We start from the raw sequence: 18,088 nt of genomic DNA, 5'->3' as shown, positions 1-18,088 counted from the left end.
CAACCCAAAACCCATTTTTTAACATTTTATAGGTTTGGTGCGAAAAATTTCCAATACATAAAACCCCAAAACACACCCATGATTAATATGAATAAAAATAGCTTGCTGTTACTATTTTTCATGAGTTTTCACCTAACTCTTCTTCTAACGAACAGTCCAGTCGTATCAGATCTTCGTATGATTCTCGTTTGATGACTATACGATGTTGACCTTGTTCAACGAAAACAACAGCAGGTCTTGGTAGCCGATTGTAATTACTCGCCATCGAATAACCATAAGCCCCAGTGCAAAATACAGCTAACGTATCTCCTGCTTCAACTTTGGGTAAAGTAATATTTTCAATCAATTTATCACCAGATTCACAGCATTTACCGGCTACTGTATAACGTGTAGTGGATTCTTTAGTCATTTTATTAGCAACTGCTGCATCATATTTTGCTTGGTATAGGGCTGGACGGATATTATCAGACATTCCTCCATCAACGGCTAAATAATTGCGAACACCAGGAACTTCTTTTTGAGAGCCAATCGTATACAAGGTTGTCCCTGCATCCCCTACTAGAGAACGTCCAGGTTCAATCCAAATTTCTGGCATTGGGTATTCGAGAAGACCAATTTCAGATTGAATGGATTTTATCATATCTTCCACATATACTTCAGGTTGAAGAGGTTTATCTTCTTCCGTGTAACGAATACCAAAACCACCACCTAAATTTAACACGGGACATACAAAATCGAACTGTGTTCTCCAAGCAATCATTTTAGCAATTAATTTTTTTGCGGCTAAGGAAAATGCTACCGAATCAAATATTTGTGAGCCGATATGACAATGCATACCTAGAAGTTGAATATATATATCGTCTTTTACTAACTGGAATGCTTGATCTGCTTGTCCATTATTTAAGTCAAAGCCAAATTTGGAATCGGCTTGTCCCGTCGTAATATAGTCATGTGTGTGAGCTTCAATACCAGGAGTAACACGTAATAATATATTTATATTCATTTTTTTATACGTTGTCAATCTCTTTAATTGGTCTATTTCGTAAAAATTATCGACAACAATACAACCAATCCCTGAATCTAGTGCAAAGTTTAATTCCTCATCACTTTTATTGTTACCATGAAAGTGTATGCGTTCAACAGGAAAACCTGCATGTATAGCTGTATATAATTCACCGCCAGACACAACGTCTAAAGATAAACCTTCTTTTGCAGCAAGTTGGTACATGGCAATACTTGAGAAAGCTTTACTTGCATACGCTACTTGAGCTTGAACACCCGCACGATCAAATGTTTGAATGAAAGCTCTTGCACGCTCTTTTATTAGAGCAGTATCGTAAACAAATAAAGGCGTCCCATAGGTATTTGCTAAAGTCATTGCAGACGTTCCACCAATCGTTAATTGACCTTGTTCGTCAATCGACTGTGTTCCATATAAATGCATCGTCATCTCTCCCAATGGTTTTTCAATATATGAACTTTACCATAGGAAAAGACTCCGATGCAATGGATGGCTTACGAACGTTTACGCTGAGGTGAATGAACAATGAATGGTCTAAGTGCCCCATTGGATGATGGAAAGCGAATAAGTATTCGAGCCAATGCTTTTGGAAAAAATGGCACAAGCGGCCATAAATACGGCACGCCCATAGGTTTGATGGATGCTAAATACATAAATAACACTAACAATCCGATGAAAAAGCCATTGGTTCCAAATGACACGGTGGCAAACAATAACAAATTGCGAAAAATTTTAGCCGCAACACTTAATTCATAAGACGGTAAGGCAAATGTAAGTATCGCAGAAACGGCTGTGTACAACACGACTTCTGGTATAAATAACCCGACATCGATTGCAATTTGTCCAATTATAATAGCTGCGACGAGCCCCATTGCAGTAGAAAGAGGTGTGGGGGTATGAATGGCGGCAAGCCTTAAAAATTCAAGACCGAGATCTGCTATGACGATTTGAAGGAAAATAGGTACGTCTCCAGTTTTTTCTGGTCCTATAAAAGACATAAAATCTGGTACATGCCCTGTCTCTTTGACAAGTAAATACCAGAAAGGCAAGAGTACTAAACTAAAGAAAAACCCCGTTAATCGCAAGAACCTAACAGACGTTCCGATTAATGGTGCTTGACGATACTCTTCGGCGTGTTGTAAATGATGAAAGAGTGTTGTGGGTACTAAAATAACCGAAGGCGATGTATCCACAATAATTGCAATATGTCCTTCTAACAAATGAGCCGCACATGTGTCTGCTCGTTCGGTATAACGAACAAAAGGAACAGGATGGAATTTTTGTTTGAATAACCACTCTTCAAGTGACTTATCTGTCATCGTTAACCCATCATGATGGATTTTTTTCATTCGCGTGCGAATATATTCGATATGTTCCTCATTTGCTAGTCCTTTGATATAAGCGACAACTGTATCTGTTTTTCCGCGGGTGGAAAGTTGAGTTAATTCAAAGCGAAGCGAGACATCGCGAATTCTTCTTCGAACTAATGCCGTGTTCTGTAGGATGTTTTCAGTAAATCCGTCACGAGATCCACGAATTACCTTTTCATTGTCGGGCTCTTCGGGTTGTCTCCCAGGATAGGAACGAACATCGATTGTGAAAACAAATCCTCCAGAAGTAACAATGCCTAGCTGACCGCTTAAAATTGCTGACAGCCAGGCATCTTTTGAATCATATACGGTAACTGAGTGATAGGGAAAATAACTATTCATCGCTTCAATTTCATCAATCTCGGTTTTGCGTTTCGTTTGAGACTGAGTGCTTTGAGTTAACGTTAAAATTTGAGTAAGTGTTGTAGAATCAATTAGACCATTCATATAAACAAATAAAGTTGGAATCGACCAGATATGGGCATTCTTGACGCCCACATCAAAGCTTTCTCCTTTTCCAAACTTCGAATAAACAAAGGATTCAGCATCTAGTATATTGTTGAAAAGTGACTGATTTATTGAGATCCATCCTTTAATGTTGCTTGCTTAGGCAACATCCAACTTTTCAGTTGCTTCAGTATTTTTTTCTCTAACCTCGATACTTGTACTTGGGAAATGCCAAGTCTTTCGGCAATATCACTTTGCGTACAATCTAAGTAGTAGCGTAAATAAATAATCGTTTGTTCTCGTTTTCCGAGTTTTGATAAAATATCACGTAATGGAATATGATCAAATGACCGCTCAGAACGCTCATCTCGCAACTGATCCATTAATGTTAAGGCATCTCCTTCACTCTCAAAGAGCTGTTCATGCAGTGAAGCTGGATCTCGCAAGGCATCAGATGCTAATACCAGTTCGTCCATTGTGACTTCAAGCGTTTTCGCAAGCTCTGTTAGTGTTGGTTGTCGCTCATGAACACGGATAAATTCATCGGTGGCATGACGAATTTTAAAACTAAGTTCTCTAATTGATCGACTTACTTTTACCATTCCATCGTCTCGTAAGAATCGTTGAATTTCCCCGATAATCATCGGTACCGCATATGTTGAGAACTTGACTTCATAGGACAAATCAAATTTGTCTACAGATTTCATTAATCCGATACAGCCGATTTGAAATAAGTCTTCTAAATCCGCTCCCCGTGAAGCGAATCGTTGGACAATTGACCAGACTAGACGCGTGTTCCCTTCCACCATCGTTTGTCGGGCTATTTTGTCTCCTTCTTGAGACAAAAAGATTAATTCTCGCATTTTTTCTTGTGTCAACAACACGGGCTGTTGTCCAATAGGCGTCGTCATCGTTCACCTAGAACGAAGTTAGATTGAACGGGTAAAAACTCTTTCGTAAAGGTAATCGCAGTTCCTTTCTGAGGCTCTGACCATACTGATAAATGATCTGAAAAACTTTCCATAATGGTAAAGCCCATCCCAGAACGTTCTCTTTCTGGCTTTGATGTATATAGAGGTTCCATCGCTTGTTCAACGTTTGGTATACCTCTCCCTTCATCAGTAATGGTCATTGTAATGGATTGTCCATTGCGCTTTGCTCGAATCGTGATAATACCTTCTCCATCTTCTTCATAACCATGAATGATGGCATTCGTAACCGCTTCTGAAACGATTGTTTTGAACTCTGCTAATTCATCAATGGTTGGGTCAAGAGATGCAATAAAACTCGTCATCACCATACGTGCTAAACCTTCATTTTCACTAATGGCGATAAACGATAGTGTCATTTCATTGTCCATTTAAAATACCCCCTAACTCTGCGATTGTTTCTTCTTCTGTTGTTGGCCAGACATATGAACCTAGTCCGGAATATTGAAAGATTTTTTTCATCGTTTCCGATGGATGTAAAATGACTGTTTGTCCATTTGTCGGAACAAAATCTCTCATTCTTCCTAAGATCAGTCCAATACCTGCACTGTCCATAAACTGTAAGTCTTTTAAGTTCCAGATGATGGCCCGAAGAGTTCCTCTGTATAGAGATTGTGAAATTTCGTCACGGATTATTTGTGTAGCGTGATGGTCAAGTTCGCCTTTTAAGCGAATAATTGCTATGCCGTCTTCGACAAATAGTAGTTGATGCTTCATAAAGTAACTCCTCCTTTCCGTGACTATTCGAGGTGTATTACTGTTATTCCTTGTCGTTGACAAATAAAGGGAAAACTTCTTATTTATCGACAAAAAACGCATCATACTATTCATTAGTAGTATGGAAAATCTTTCATCTATTTAAACATCAAATGAAAAAAGGTTTTGCTTTTCTCGGGAGATTGTCACTTAAAATTTTCTCTTTATTACTTCGTGATTTCCTTGCTTTAAACCTTAGGTTGTCTTCTCTGGTGTAGAGTGGTTTTTAGGTTACTTGGGTAGTGATACGAAGAAGTTTCCAGTCCGCTTCGCACGCTTTACCTGCTGCACAATGGTCTAGGGAATAAAGAGGAGGGCTTGTGACTGCGTCACTCGCCCTCCTTTCTTTTTTTAGATCATCCTGCGGCTGGTATGTGTCCTTCGCTCCCTTGCAACTTGGAGGCTCACATTTTTCATGGTTTGGTTTACAAGGGAATCGTTGGTCCTTTTAAGTAGATATTCGACCGAAGATGATATTTCGGTCTCTTTCTGCGTTCTTTATTTCAGACCACTCTTTATAGGAAAAACTGAGTTAGACCATTTCCACTTTGATGCGAAGAAGTTTCCCGTCCGCTTCGCACGCATACTTGCTGCACTTTGGTCTAGAGAATAAAGAGGAGGGCTTGTGACTGCGTCACTCGCCCTCCTTTCTTTTTTTAGATCATCCTGCGGCGGGTATGCGTCCTTCGCTCCCTTGCAACTTGGACGTTCACAGTTCAGTTCATTTGGTTTACTCGAGAATTGTTGGTTCTTTTATGTAGATATTCGACCGAAGATGATATTTCGGTCTCTTTCAGCGTTCTTTATTTCAGACCATTCTTTAGCGTTAGAGAATTTCCACTTTGATGCAATGAAGTTTGCAGTAGTATTGTTCCGCTTTAGATTAAAGAAAACGAATTGATTATTTCCTTTACAACAATGAAAAATAATTACATGAAAAAGCTCCTTTGCAAAATGCTGAATATAATAAAAATAATCTTATTTTAGACTGACCAATGGGAGTGAAATAATGGGTGCAATAAATGGGAAGGCATTAATTGACCGTTTAGACCAACTGAAAGCCGAAATATGGTTTGATGGAGAAAGAGTCACTGGAAAGATTTCAGAGCATCCTGCTTTTAAGGGTATTCTCAAGACAAAAGCGTCTTTGTATGATCTGCAACTCGAGCCCCGTCTTTTAAATGAATTGACATTTATTTCGCCTGATACCAATGAACCAACAGGGATTTCATATTTACAGCCTAAAACAAAAGAAGATTTAGTAAAGAGAAGAACAATGATGAAGCATTGGGCAAGACAGACCAAAGGGATGATGGGGAGAAGTCCAGATTATCTAAACTCAGTAATAATGGGTTTTGCATCTTTTGCTCCATTTTTAAAGGGAAAGGATAAGTGTTTTCCCGAGAACATCCAGTCCATATATAAAGAAGCCATGAGTAAAGACTTAACTTTCACTCATACATTTGTAACCCCCCAAGTAAACCGTTCATTATTTAATTATTTCTCCTCTAAGGAACCAATTTCAGCGAAAGTGATTGAACAAAACGAGCAAGGATTAGTCATAAAAGGTGCACGTCTCCTGGCTACTCAAGGAGGCTTAACTGATGAAGTCCTAGTTTATAGTACCCCCAGTCTCTTCTTGCAAGAAGATGAATCCTATGCTTTCTCGATTCCTTCCAATACACCAGGATTAAAATTTATCTGCAGGGAATCTTTTGTTGGTGGAGATTCCGCTTTTAATCATCCACTTAGCTCAAGATTTAAAGAAATGGATTCTCTTGTTGTCTTTGATCATGTTCTAGTCCCTTGGAACCGCGTATTCTATTATGGAAACATTGAAGCATCAGCGAACTTCCTGTTAAAAAGTTCCTTTCATTGTTTTGCCTTACATCAAACCGTAACTAGACAAATTGTTAAGTCCGAATTCATGTTAGGTCTTGCTCAACTACTTGTGGAGACCATCAATGTAAGCGAGTATCAGCATATTCATGAAAAGCTATCAGAATTTATCATTGGACTTGAAACGATGAAGGCACTTCTTGAGAAATCTGAGCAATATAGCCAATTAGATGAATTTGGGACGATGCGTCCTCATCTGACTCCTCTTCAAATTGCCAGTAATATCTTTCCCAAAATATATCCACGATATTGTGAAATCATCCAATTAATCGGTGCAAGCGGTATGGTGACGTTGCCAACTGAAAAAGCAATAAATTCTTCAATTGGCTCAGATATTCACCAATATCTTCAAGGCTCAACCAAAACGGCGGAGGAGCGAATAAAGGTATTTCGTTTAGCATGGGATTTAACGATGAGTTCATTTGGCACAAGACAAATTCAATACGAACGGTACTTTTTTGGAGATCCGATTCGTTTGTCCAGTGCACTTTATAATACGTATCCAAAGGAGCAATACGTAAAAACAGTCTGTGAATTTCTTGATATAAAATATGAGGGATAAATAAAGTATTGTTCTTGAGAGGCTCTGACATTACCATTTTGGTTGTTTCGCTTGGCAAATAATAATAGTTCATCTTTGGTAAGTAACAAAATGACTCTTAAACATCCGTCTAATGTTCATCCCAACCAAATGCCTCCATGCCACAGTTTATTTTATAAATAGTTTAAAAACGCCTTTGATTCTCATAATCTGTCTCACTAGCCAATTTGCGCATGAAAAAAAGCGATCTCCGGAGAGACCGCTTTTTTTGTTATTTTATTGTGTGATGATTTCTTCAATCAAATTAGGTGCTGTTGTTGGTTCTTTTGAGAATTCAATATATTTGTAGAGAATGGCTAAGACGTTTTCAACATTCTCAGTGTTGGAATGGATTGTTGCAAGAGATTCGCCTTCTTTAACTGCGTCTCCTACTTTTTTATGGAGAACAATTCCTACTGCTAAATCGATTACCGATTCTTTTGTTGCACGTCCTGCGCCAAGCAACATTGCAGCAGTACCTACTTCATCAGCTTCGATAAATGATACGTATCCGCTTTCTTTTGCTGGAACTTCGAATGTGAATTGAGCTTGTGGTAATAATTCTGGTGAATCGACAACTGCTGGATTACCACCTTGTCCTTCAATGAAACCTTTTAAGATTTCAATTGCAGAACCATTTTCAATTACTTCAAGAAGCATTGCGCGAGCTTCATCTAGATCCTTCGCTTTCCCGCCAACAACAACCATTTGGCTACCTAGTACTAAACAAAGTTCTGTTAAGTCTGCTGGACCTTTTCCGCGAAGTGTATCAATTGCTTCTTTGACTTCTAACGAGTTTCCAATTGCAAAGCCTAAAGGTTGGCTCATATCAGAAATAATAGCCATAGTTTGGCGTCCTACGTTGTTGCCGATTTGAACCATCGCTCTAGCAAGTGAACGTGCGTCTTCAACTGTTTTCATAAACGCGCCTTCGCCCGTTTTTACATCTAATACAATGGCATCTGCACCTGCAGCGATTTTTTTACTCATAATTGAACTTGCGATTAACGGGATGCTATTAACCGTTCCGGTAACATCACGAAGTGCATATAGTTTTTTATCAGCAGGTGTTAAATTTCCACTTTGACCAATTACCGCTAACTTTAATTCATTCACTTGTTTTGTGAATTGTTCCGTTGTTAACTCAACATGGAAACCTTCGATCGCTTCTAATTTATCGATCGTCCCACCTGTATGACCTAACCCACGTCCACTCATTTTTGCAACGGGAACTCCACAAGCTGCAACTAAAGGTCCGAGGACAAGTGTTGTTGTGTCCCCAACTCCACCAGTTGAATGTTTGTCGACCTTGATTCCTTCAATTCCAGACAAATCAATTTGATCGCCTGATTCAACCATCGCTAATGTTAAATCTGCACGTTCACGATCTGTCATGTCTTGGAAATAAATAGCCATTAATAAAGCACTTGCTTGATAATCGGGAACATTTCCATTCGTGTATTGCTCAATGAAAAAACCGATTTCTTCAGTTGTTAGTTCTTCACCATCACGCTTTTTTTCTATTAAATCGACCATTCTCATGAATGTTCACCTATCCTTTAGTTTAAATGTGAAAGAAAACTGCGGCCAAATTTCGGCATTGGTACATTAAAGTTTTCGGCAATTGTTGCCCCTATATCAGCAAATGTTTCACTTAGCGGAAGTTCTTTGCCTTCTGCAAAACGAGGGGAATAAGCTAATAAAGGTACATATTCACGCGTATGATCTGACCCTGGGAAAGTTGGGTCGTTTCCGTGATCCGCTGTAATGATTAACAAATCATCATTCGTTAATGCGTTTAACACTTCTGGCATGCGAGCATCGAATGCTTCTAAAGCTTCGCCATATCCAATTGGATCCCGTCGATGTCCATATAACGCGTCAAAATCAACCAAGTTCAAGAAACTAATCCCATGGAAATCTTTAGTAACGACTTGGGCTAACTTATCCATGCCGTCCATATTATCTACTGTTCTTAAGGATTCAGTTACACCTTCATCGTTAAAAATATCCGAGATTTTGCCGATTGCAATAACATCGTAATTGGCATCTTTTAATTCGTTCATGACAGTTCGTTCAAACGGTTTCAACGCATAGTCATGTCGATTTGTTGTGCGCTTGAATGCTCCAGGTTGACCTTTAAAGGGACGAGCAATCACACGGCCCACTAAAAATTCTGGTTCTAATGTAAGTTCACGTGCAATTTCACAAATAGAATATAACTCTTCTAGAGGAATAATTTCTTCGTGAGCAGCAATTTGCAAGACAGGATCAGCAGATGTGTAAACGATGATTGCACCGGTTTCCATATGTTCTTGTCCTAGCTCATCTAATATTTCAGTACCACTTGCTGGTTTATTGCCAATGACTTTGCGTCCAGTTTTTTCTTCTAGCGTTTTAATTAATTCATCAGGGAAGCCATTTGGATAGACTTTAAATGGCTGAGTGATATTAAGGCCCATGATTTCCCAGTGGCCAGTCATTGTATCTTTTCCTACAGATGCTTCTTGCATTTTTCCAAAGTAGGATGAAGGAATGTCTACCGGTTGTATGCCTTGGAACGGGCGAATATTAGAAAGACCCATTTTCTCAAGGTTTGGCATCTTAAGACCATTCATTTTTTCTGCAATATGACCTAATGTATCTGAACCTTCGTCTCCGAAAGCTTTGGCATCTGGAGCTTCGCCAATACCTACTGAATCCATAACAACTAAGTGAATACGTTTAAATGATTTGTTTGACATACATATCCTCCTTCAACTTCTACCTGTATCTTATCAAATTTTTGGTAAAATTACACGTCAGACTTCTGACATGTAAGAAAAAATTATGCGCGTGGGTGAAATTGTTTATAGACATCTTTTAATCGTGTCTTACTTACATGCGTATAGATTTGAGTTGTAGAAATATCTGCATGTCCAAGCATTTCTTGAACTGCTCGCAAATCCGCTCCATTTTCTATTAAGTGTGTGGCAAATGAATGGCGCAAAGTATGTGGCGTTATTTCGTTTTGAATTCCCGCTTTCATGGCATGCTCTTTCATTAATTTCCAAACACCTTGTCTCGTTAACCCTTTTCCGCGTTGATTGACAAATATGACATCTGTTCGATGTGTTGGCTTGATCAATTTTGGACGTCCTTCTGTTAAATATTCGTTACAAGCAGCCAAAGCTGTTCGTCCTAATGGAATAATTCTTTCTTTACCACCTTTACCGAAACACCTGACAAATCCCATGGTTAAATGTAAATCCTCCAAATTCAATGAAATACACTCACTGATTCGCATGCCGGTTGCGTAAAGTATTTCTAACAATGCACGGTCTCTTAATCCTTGAGGTTTCCCTAAATTTGGCGCAGCAATCAATTCTTCTACTTCTTCAATCGATAAAATTTTTGGTAGTGTTCGATCCATTTGTGGCATCTCTAAATGCACAGTTGGGTCTGAGTTGGATACTTTTTCTCGTAATAAAAATTGATGGAACGAGCGAATCGATGAAATATGGCGGGCTAATGAACGAGATGAATTCCCTTTTGTTTTCAATAATTGTAAGTGTGAAAGTATATGAATGCGCTCTACATCATTTAATGATGTTAATTGCTGAACCTTTGAAAGATCTTTTATGTATACTTGAAGATCCCTTTCATAAGAAGTCAGCGTGTTAGTGGACAATTGTCGCTCGACCCTTAAGAAATGGAGATAATCTGCAACTGCGTCTTGCATTTCTATCATAGGTAAACCCTCCTCAGAAAAACACATCTTCGATATTGGTGATTCTAATTTCTAGTGCATATTTTTTTGTTTCAAATGCAACTAAAAAAGGATAGCAATCTGCTATCCTTTTGTGGGTTGTCTATGTTCAATCAGACGATTCATTTTCGTCATGTTTATCATGACATCTCCAACAGATTCCATGAAATGTTAAGCGGTGGTCTTTAATTTGGAAATTCCACCTTTTTTCAACGATTTCTTCTACATCCTCAAGCAAGTCTTCTTGGATTTCATCTACGGCTCCACATTCAATACATACGAGATGATGATGGAAGTGTGCTGCTCCTTCTTGTCGCAAATCGTAGCGTGAAACACCGTCTCCAAAGTTAATTTTATCGACTACTTTTAGTTCTGTCAGCAGTTCAAGTGTTCGATACACTGTTGCAAGTCCAATATCAGGTGCTTTATTTTTAACTAGAAGGTACACATCTTCTGCGCTCAAATGATCTTCTTCGTTTTCAAGTAGCACTCTAACTGTCGCTTCACGTTGTGGCGTCAGTTTATAGCTCGCACCATGAAGCTGCTTTTTTATCCGGTCAATACGGCTCTCCATGTGACGCCCCCCCAAACTTCCTTCATTATACCAAAAGGGACTTTCCCTTTACAAGATAGAGAAACTCATCACTTAATAATTATTATAATCTAGTATCGATTATAAACCATGAATGTATGGGAGGACAAATAATTCAAGTCCAGTTAATACAATATAAACAAGACTTAGTACACCAATTGCTTTAAAACTACGGTTTTTAGCAGGATTTTGTGAGGATGGTGGTGGGACGAGCAAAAATCCAATGAGTAATAATAAGGAACAATAAATTAATTGGAAAGGGAACCACCACAGGGCGTATGCCCAAAATTCCGTTTCCTGTGCTATTAAATAGCCAGAAGATATCCCCCAAAAGACAGCTCTCATAGTCCCGATTAATAGAATCATATATTTCAGGATAAGGTGAGTTGCAAAAAGGAGAAACAGCAATATAGTAACAAGTTGAGGAAGAATGGAATCAAAGCCATTAGGAACATAATCGTTTAATAGTCTAGGATCGAGCCAATTGATGACTTTTTCAACTTGATCATAAGGCATTTTTGAATACAACCACAATCCACCTAAGTATCCGATGACAAGCAAACCTAGTAAAAATAATAATGGGAATGACCGAGTCAACATTCGCCACCTACCTTTCATAGATTAGCTTATGCGTGTCCCAGTATCATCCATTCATCTTTTTAGTAAATATTCTTTTGCCCATAAAACACTGTAAGCCGTTTTGGCATCAAAAATCTGTCCGTTTTTCATCATTTCTTCAGCTTCCTCAATGGTTGCTTCGATAATTTCAACAAATTCGTCTTCATCGAGTGCAGCAGGATTTTTAATTTTAGAGAGTCCTTCTGCCACGTAGACATGGATGATTTCATCTGCAAATCCTGGTGAAGTAGCAAACGATTGAATATGGGTTAATTTTTCGCAAGAGTAGCCGGTTTCTTCTTCCAGTTCTCTTCTTGCTGTGGTTGCCGGCTCTTCACCTGGCTCTAGTTTACCTGCAGGGGTTTCGATAAGAGAGCGTTCGAGCGCTTTTCGGTATTGTTCGACAAAGACGATTTTCCCTTCTGAAGTAATGGGTATAATCGCCACTGCTCCAGGGTGTTTGATTAATTCTCTTTTCGAAGTTTTACCGTTTGGCAAGCTTACCTCGTCTACTCTAAGTGAAATAACTTTCCCTTCATAAATTGGTGTAGAAGAAATGGATTTTTCTTCGTATTTTTTCATGTGTTCCACCCTTTCCATTTGTCTATTTGCACACACAATTGTACCATGAATGAAATGAGGAGGCTGACAGATGAAAAAACGCGAACTTGGACAAAGCGGTTTATATGTTTCAGAAATCGGGCTAGGGTGTATGTCTCTTCCCCCAAACAAAGAAGAAGCTAAAAAAATTGTTGATGCAGCGATCGACCATGGCATTAGCTACTTCGATACTGCCGATTTATATGATAAAGGCGCAAATGAAGTGGTTGTCGGACATGCACTGAAAGACAAACGACAAGATATCTTCCTTGCCACCAAGGTAGGTAACAAATGGAACGAGGATGGCTCCGGATGGGTTTGGGATTCGTCAAAATCCTATATTACGACACAAGTAAAAGAAAGTTTAGTCCGACTTCAAACTGAATATCTAGATTTATATCAACTCCACGGCGGCACGATGGAAGATGATTTGGAAGAAGCCGTCGATGCTTTTGAATCCCTAAAAAAAGAGGGACTTATTCGTGCCTATGGAATTTCCTCCATTCGTCCTAACGTGATTGATCGCTTCTTATCAACGAGCGAAGCAGCCTCGGTCATGATGCAGTATAGTATGCTAGACCGTAGACCTGAAGAGTGGTTCAAGCTCATCGAAGGGCACGGCGCCAGTGTCGTAACACGTGGAACACTCGCTAAGGGTTTGCTTACAGCTGAAGCAATGAAACGTGTAGAACAGTCTAAAGGATACGGAGAATATAGCAAAGAAGCGTTAATTGATACGATATCAAAACTCGATCATTACGCTGAAGATTTGATTAGTATGGCACTAGCATTCGTTTTACAACATAAACAAGTGTCAGCCATCTTAGCAGGTGCTAGCTCACAAGAACAGATAGCTAGCACCATGCATGCATATCATCAATCGATTTCTGCTAATAGTTTAGAACAGGTTAAGGATTTAATTCGAGATGACCGATACACAGGACATCGCATATAAGGAGTTTCAAAAAGATCTGAATCGCCTAAGAAGCGAATCAGGTCTTTTTTGAAGTTTGTTTTAAAATCTCCAACGGAAATTAGGCGGAAATTGGATAGTTGCGACAATACCGAGAGAAGTTGCGACAATCATCATATAAGTTGTTGTCCCTCGGATTATCTCACATTTAAAAAAGCGCCAAAGAGGTTAAAAACTCTTTGGCGCTTTTGATTAAAATTTATTGCCCTTCATGTCATAATCATCTAGCAGTTCAGCAAATGATTTATTCTTTTCTTTTTGTTTTCGATCGAATGCTGCTTGTGCTTGGCGTTCTTCTTCTTGCTCACGCTCAGCATCTTGCATCTGTTTCTTGGCTAACTTCAATTTTTCTACTACATCATTTTGAAGTTGATCGGCTAATGTGTTCCCGGGCTCTCTCTCAGAGCGTTCAGGTTGTTTGTGCCCATGCTGTTTCTGTTTCTTTTTTGCCATTTCTATTCACCTTCTTACTTAAGCTCTTTTAACGATTGTAGCGACACCTTGTCCGCCACCTATACATAATGTTGCTAAACCTGTTTTCGCATCTTGCTTGGCCATTTCATGAAGTAGAGAAACGAAGATACGTGCTCCACTTGCACCGATTGGATGTCCTAAAGCAATAGCTCCACCGTTAACGTTTAGTTTATCATGATCGAAAGCTAGTTCACGATCTACTGCAATCGATTGTGCTGCAAAGGCTTCATTCGCTTCTACTAAGTCTATATCAGCCATTGAAAGTCCTGATTTTGCAAAAACATTTTTAACAGCTTGTACAGGACCAATTCCCATTACTGATGGATCAACCCCTGCAGAAGCATTTGCAACAATCGTAGCCATTGGCGTTAAGCCTAACTCGTCAGCTTTTTCTCTAGACATTACGACAACTGCTGCTGCACCATCGTTAATCCCAGAAGCATTTCCTGCTGTAACGCTACCTTCTTTTTTGAATGCAGGACGCAACTTGCCTAGTTTTTCTGCTGTCGTTCCACGTTTCGGGTATTCGTCCGTATCAAAAACAATCGGATCCCCTTTTCGTTGTGGAATTTCAACTGCAACAATTTCTTCTTTAAATTTACCTGAATCAATCGCTTGAACTGCACGTTCCTGTGAACGAGCAGAGAATTCATCTTGTTGCTCACGAGAAATTCCGTAACGATCACATAAATTTTCTGCCGTTTGACCCATATGATAATCATTAAACGCACACCATAAACCGTCAGAAACCATACTATCCACTACTTTTTGATCACCCATTCGATATCCTTCACGAGCATTCTTTAATAAGTATGGTGCTTGACTCATATTTTCAAATCCACCCGCTACAACGATATCAGCATCTCCGGAAAGGATCGCTTGTGTAGCTAAATGAACCGCTTTCAAACCAGATCCACATACTTTGTTAATCGTCATCGATGGAATTGTTTCAGGAAGACCTGCAAAAATTGCTGCTTGACGTGCAGGATTTTGACCTAGTCCAGCTTGCAATACATTCCCCATGATAACTTCACTTACTTGATTTGGTTCAATACCCGCTTTTATTAATGCTTCTTTTATGACAAGCGCACCTAATTTAGTTGCAGGTACGTCTTTTAATGACCCTTGGAATGAACCTATTGCTGTACGAACAGCACTCACGACAACTACTTCTCTTGTTGACAATGTAACTCCCCCTAATCCAATATGAAAATATATTTGCTAGCACCCCTATATCATCATTACAATAGAATGAAGGAGGGATGATATGTTCAGTTTACCAAACAATGTGACAATTATCGAGGTAGGTCCACGAGATGGCTTACAAAACGAGAAAAATGAGGTTTCGACCGAAAATAAACTCGAGTTTATACATGCCCTACAAGCATCTGGTATTCAAGAGATGGAAATCACTTCTTTTGTGTCACCTAAATGGGTACCACAAATGTCCGATGCAGCTGAAATTGTTGAACGAGTTCATAAGCAAGGCAGACAGTTTGTCTTGACACCCAATTCAAAAGGCATTGAACGAGCACTACAAGTAGGTGCAAAAAGTGTCGCCGTTTTTGTAGGGGTTAGTAATTCGTTTAATATGAAAAACATTAACAAAACGACAGCTCAAAGCATGGAAGAATTAAAACCGCTAATTACAAACCTAAAACAACAAGGTTACTTTGTACGTGCTTGTATCTCTACCGCCTTTCATTGTCCATATGAAGGACAAATTGCAGTTGAAGACACATTATCATTATGTAAAGAGTTTGCAAGGTGGGGTGTTGACGAACTGAGTGTGGCCGATACAATTGGCATGGCGAATCCACAAGAAAGTTACGCCTTATTTTCACTGTTACTTCGTGAAATTCCAGACATTTTAATGACAGCTCATTTTCATGACACAAGAAAAATGGGATTAGCAAATATATATGCCGCTCTTCTGACGGGTGTTTCGCGCTTTGATACATCAGCTGGTGGCCTTGGCGGATGTCCTTTTGCCCCTGGAGCTACAGGAAATGTAGCAACTGAAGATGTGGTGAATATGCTACATACAATGGGAGTTCAAACTGGGATTGATTTGAATTTACTATGTAAAGCGGTATCCATTATCGCCCCTTGCGTTTCAAGGCCTATTGATACGGGCATGTTTAGGTTATATCAAATACAACAACAAACATAGGAGGAAACCCCATGAAGCGTCGCATTCTTTGGATCACCAGTATTCTTTCGAGTATTATGACCGCAGGAGTGGCGATTTTGGGTGTTATATTTACAAACCGCTTGATGTATTTGAAGAAAAAAGACGACGCTTTTATATTGAATCGAGAAATTACTGCGAAGAGATTTGATGAGGCTTGGTTTAACGGTGTTGAAAAAACCGAAAAATGGATTGATAGTCCAAATGGTTATCCTGTGAAAGCGATATTTTTAGAACCACTGAACACAAAGAATATTGTGGTCATTTGTCACGGAGTTACCGAAAGCAAAATTAACTCGGTTAAGTATGCACGATTATTTGAACGGTTAGGTTTTAATTCGGTTGTTTATGATCATAGACGTCACGGTGATTCTGGTGGAAAAACGACTAGTTTTGGCCATTACGAAAAAAAAGATTTGCAAGCAGTCGTAAAGGCGGTAAAAGAGTACGCAGGCGATGATGGGATTATCGGTATCCATGGGGAGTCTATGGGGGCAGCAACTACGATTTTGTATGCTGGTACACTAGAAGATCATGCTCACTTTTACATTGCTGATTGCGCTTTTTCCGATTTCACCGATCAACTGATGTATTTAATGAAAAAAGAAACACCTCTTCGCACCATTCTTGCCATTAAATTAGCTGATGTGTTTTTGCGTGTGCGAGACGGTTACTCCATGAAGCTCGTGTCACCAAGAGAGGCTGTAACACATATTGAAAAACCGGTTTTGTTTATTCATAGCTTACTTGACGACTTTATATTGCCGGAAATGACTCAAGAACTTTATGCGTTGAAGAAAGGTCCCAAACAAATGAAACTCTTTGAAATAGGTGCACATGCACAATCCTTTAATTTAAATGCAGAAGAGTATGAAAGAACGGTCGCGGAATTTTTATATACCTATCATCTATTGCCTAAATAAATAAAAATAGCACTCTAAGCGAGTGCTATTTTTATTTTTGTGATTTATTCATTTGGTTCATCATTTGTTTTACTTGTTTTTCAGACGGTTTACGTCCCATTTGAGCCATCATCATGCGAAGCATTTGTTCATTAATTGGTGGATTCTCTTTTAAATACTTCATCATATATTTACGAGCAGCAAAGAAACCAATTGCAGCTCCAGCTAGTAATGCTAAAACAATAAATAAAATCCAAATACCAGTTGACATAGTAGTTTTCCTCCTTCGTGGTGTTAACTTGAGTTTTTATCTCCAAGAAGGATTATACAACAAAACCTTTGTCCTTGCTAGACGAAGTCTAGAATTTCTGTAAATGAATGAATCGATCCTATCTTAATGGGCTTCAACCAACCAAATGAAGCCTCTTCCTGTTGAAAAGCCATATAACAGTCACTAGAATCAGATAATCCAGCGAAGAGGTCCAAGTCCAACATATGTGACCCTTTACACCACACATGGACACAATAAGGATCAAATTTAATTCGAATAGACCCTTTTAATGGATGCTCCAGTACTAGTTTCTTTGGTTCTTTTTCTTTATGTTCAAACAAGCGGCTTAGTTTTCTTTCCAAACTCTGCTTGACGAAATCTTCATCAATTTTCTCACATACATACGTCATTTCATTATTATCTATGTCACTTTGTACTTGATCTCTTCCTAGTATTTCTTGCAACATTTTTTCTCGACCCAAAACGAAAGGTTGGTATTCTTTTTTTATATGAAAAATTTTATATGTACGCATTTGATATACCCCCACTTTTTATTTTAAGTATAAAGAAGTATTGTTGCTAAGGTTGTCGAACTGCGATTTTTCTCTATCACTATTATTGACGAAAAAAAACAAGTAGTGGCGAATGCGCACTACT

Annotated in this window: 19 protein-coding genes; 4 read left to right on the top strand and 15 right to left on the bottom strand. The window is 38.9% G+C overall.

Features of this window, described 5'->3' with window-relative positions; all coding sequences use genetic code 11:
• Positions 1-118 precede the first annotated feature (118 nt).
• From lysA to ACFPYN_RS03285, 5 genes are all read right to left on the bottom strand, one after another.
• Positions 119-1,444 (bottom strand): diaminopimelate decarboxylase, encoded by a 1,326-nt coding sequence (gene lysA / locus ACFPYN_RS03305; protein ID WP_377732496.1) that lies wholly within the window; start codon positions 1,442-1,444, stop codon positions 119-121.
• A 71-nt stretch (positions 1,445-1,515) separates the two neighbouring features.
• Complete coding sequence (locus ACFPYN_RS03300) at positions 1,516-2,970, bottom strand: spore germination protein (RefSeq protein ID WP_377732635.1); 1,455 nt, start codon at positions 2,968-2,970, stop codon at positions 1,516-1,518.
• On the bottom strand, positions 2,967-3,749 hold the full coding sequence (locus tag ACFPYN_RS03295) for a SigF/SigG family RNA polymerase sporulation sigma factor (RefSeq protein WP_377732495.1): 783 nt from the start codon (positions 3,747-3,749) through the stop codon (positions 2,967-2,969). The genes ACFPYN_RS03300 and ACFPYN_RS03295 overlap by 4 nt, the downstream gene beginning before the upstream one ends.
• Positions 3,746-4,198, bottom strand: a complete 453-nt coding sequence (spoIIAB, locus tag ACFPYN_RS03290; RefSeq protein ID WP_377732494.1) for an anti-sigma F factor — start codon at positions 4,196-4,198, stop codon at positions 3,746-3,748. The genes ACFPYN_RS03295 and spoIIAB overlap by 4 nt, the downstream gene beginning before the upstream one ends.
• A complete protein-coding gene (locus tag ACFPYN_RS03285) occupies positions 4,188-4,544 on the bottom strand; it encodes an STAS domain-containing protein (protein ID WP_377732493.1) in 357 nt (118 codons plus the stop codon). Before ACFPYN_RS03285 ends, spoIIAB begins: the two co-directional genes overlap by 11 nt.
• 1,048 nt (positions 4,545-5,592) lie before the next feature.
• Between ACFPYN_RS03285 and hpaB the strand changes: the two genes are divergently transcribed.
• Positions 5,593-7,044: a 4-hydroxyphenylacetate 3-monooxygenase, oxygenase component gene (hpaB, locus tag ACFPYN_RS03280; RefSeq protein WP_377732492.1), complete on the top strand. Its 1,452-nt coding sequence runs from the start codon at positions 5,593-5,595 to the stop codon at positions 7,042-7,044.
• 255 nt (positions 7,045-7,299) lie between these two features.
• Here hpaB and ACFPYN_RS03275 read toward each other — a convergent pair whose 3' ends face one another.
• The 6 genes from ACFPYN_RS03275 to ACFPYN_RS03250 form a co-directional block, all read right to left on the bottom strand.
• Positions 7,300-8,604, bottom strand: coding sequence for a pyrimidine-nucleoside phosphorylase (locus ACFPYN_RS03275; protein ID WP_377732491.1), 1,305 nt, complete (start codon positions 8,602-8,604; stop codon positions 7,300-7,302).
• Positions 8,605-8,621: 17 nt separating this feature from the next.
• The gene (gene deoB / locus ACFPYN_RS03270; RefSeq protein ID WP_377732490.1) at positions 8,622-9,806 is read right to left on the bottom strand and encodes a phosphopentomutase; all 1,185 of its coding nucleotides are present in this window, start codon (positions 9,804-9,806) and stop codon (positions 8,622-8,624) included.
• Between the two features lie 83 nt (positions 9,807-9,889).
• Entirely contained in the window at positions 9,890-10,792 is a 903-nt protein-coding gene (xerD, locus tag ACFPYN_RS03265; protein ID WP_377732489.1) for a site-specific tyrosine recombinase XerD, read from the bottom strand.
• Between the two features lie 127 nt (positions 10,793-10,919).
• Positions 10,920-11,384 (bottom strand): ferric iron uptake transcriptional regulator, encoded by a 465-nt coding sequence (gene fur / locus ACFPYN_RS03260; protein WP_377732488.1) that lies wholly within the window; start codon positions 11,382-11,384, stop codon positions 10,920-10,922.
• A gap of 99 nt (positions 11,385-11,483) precedes the next feature.
• Positions 11,484-12,002: a hypothetical protein gene (locus tag ACFPYN_RS03255; protein ID WP_377732487.1), complete on the bottom strand. Its 519-nt coding sequence runs from the start codon at positions 12,000-12,002 to the stop codon at positions 11,484-11,486.
• A gap of 51 nt (positions 12,003-12,053) precedes the next feature.
• Positions 12,054-12,602: an NUDIX hydrolase gene (locus ACFPYN_RS03250; protein ID WP_377732486.1), complete on the bottom strand. Its 549-nt coding sequence runs from the start codon at positions 12,600-12,602 to the stop codon at positions 12,054-12,056.
• Positions 12,603-12,672: 70 nt separating this feature from the next.
• On the opposite strand from ACFPYN_RS03250, the gene ACFPYN_RS03245 reads away from it, so the two are divergent.
• Positions 12,673-13,575, top strand: a complete 903-nt coding sequence (locus ACFPYN_RS03245; protein WP_377732485.1) for an aldo/keto reductase — start codon at positions 12,673-12,675, stop codon at positions 13,573-13,575.
• Positions 13,576-13,785: 210 nt separating this feature from the next.
• Here ACFPYN_RS03245 and ACFPYN_RS03240 read toward each other — a convergent pair whose 3' ends face one another.
• Both ACFPYN_RS03240 and ACFPYN_RS03235 read right to left on the bottom strand, forming a co-directional pair.
• Positions 13,786-14,046 carry a DUF3886 domain-containing protein gene (locus tag ACFPYN_RS03240; RefSeq protein ID WP_377732484.1) on the bottom strand — a complete coding sequence of 87 codons (261 nt, stop codon included), beginning with the start codon at positions 14,044-14,046 and terminating at the stop codon, positions 13,786-13,788.
• An 18-nt stretch (positions 14,047-14,064) separates the two neighbouring features.
• A complete protein-coding gene (locus ACFPYN_RS03235) occupies positions 14,065-15,252 on the bottom strand; it encodes an acetyl-CoA C-acetyltransferase (protein WP_377732483.1) in 1,188 nt (395 codons plus the stop codon).
• Positions 15,253-15,334: 82 nt separating this feature from the next.
• Here ACFPYN_RS03235 and ACFPYN_RS03230 point away from each other — a divergent pair, with 82 nt between their 5' ends.
• On the top strand, positions 15,335-16,240 hold the full coding sequence (locus tag ACFPYN_RS03230; protein WP_377732482.1) for a hydroxymethylglutaryl-CoA lyase: 906 nt from the start codon (positions 15,335-15,337) through the stop codon (positions 16,238-16,240).
• 11 nt (positions 16,241-16,251) lie between these two features.
• Complete coding sequence (locus ACFPYN_RS03225; RefSeq protein ID WP_377732481.1) at positions 16,252-17,181, top strand: alpha/beta hydrolase; 930 nt, start codon at positions 16,252-16,254, stop codon at positions 17,179-17,181.
• Positions 17,182-17,212: 31 nt separating this feature from the next.
• On the opposite strand, the gene ACFPYN_RS03220 is transcribed toward ACFPYN_RS03225, so the two are convergent.
• Together ACFPYN_RS03220 and sirA are read right to left on the bottom strand one after the other, a co-directional pair.
• Entirely contained in the window at positions 17,213-17,431 is a 219-nt protein-coding gene (locus ACFPYN_RS03220; RefSeq protein ID WP_377732479.1) for a YneF family protein, read from the bottom strand.
• A 77-nt stretch (positions 17,432-17,508) separates the two neighbouring features.
• Positions 17,509-17,964, bottom strand: a complete 456-nt coding sequence (gene sirA, locus ACFPYN_RS03215; RefSeq protein WP_377732478.1) for a sporulation inhibitor of replication protein SirA — start codon at positions 17,962-17,964, stop codon at positions 17,509-17,511.
• Positions 17,965-18,088 lie beyond the last annotated feature (124 nt).

It is taken from the genome of Paenisporosarcina macmurdoensis (genome assembly GCF_042658845.1).
GTDB lineage: Bacteria > Bacillota > Bacilli > Bacillales_A > Planococcaceae > Paenisporosarcina > Paenisporosarcina macmurdoensis.
The sequence above is the reverse complement of the archived record's forward strand: the minus strand, read 5'-3'. Positions and strand labels throughout refer to the sequence as shown.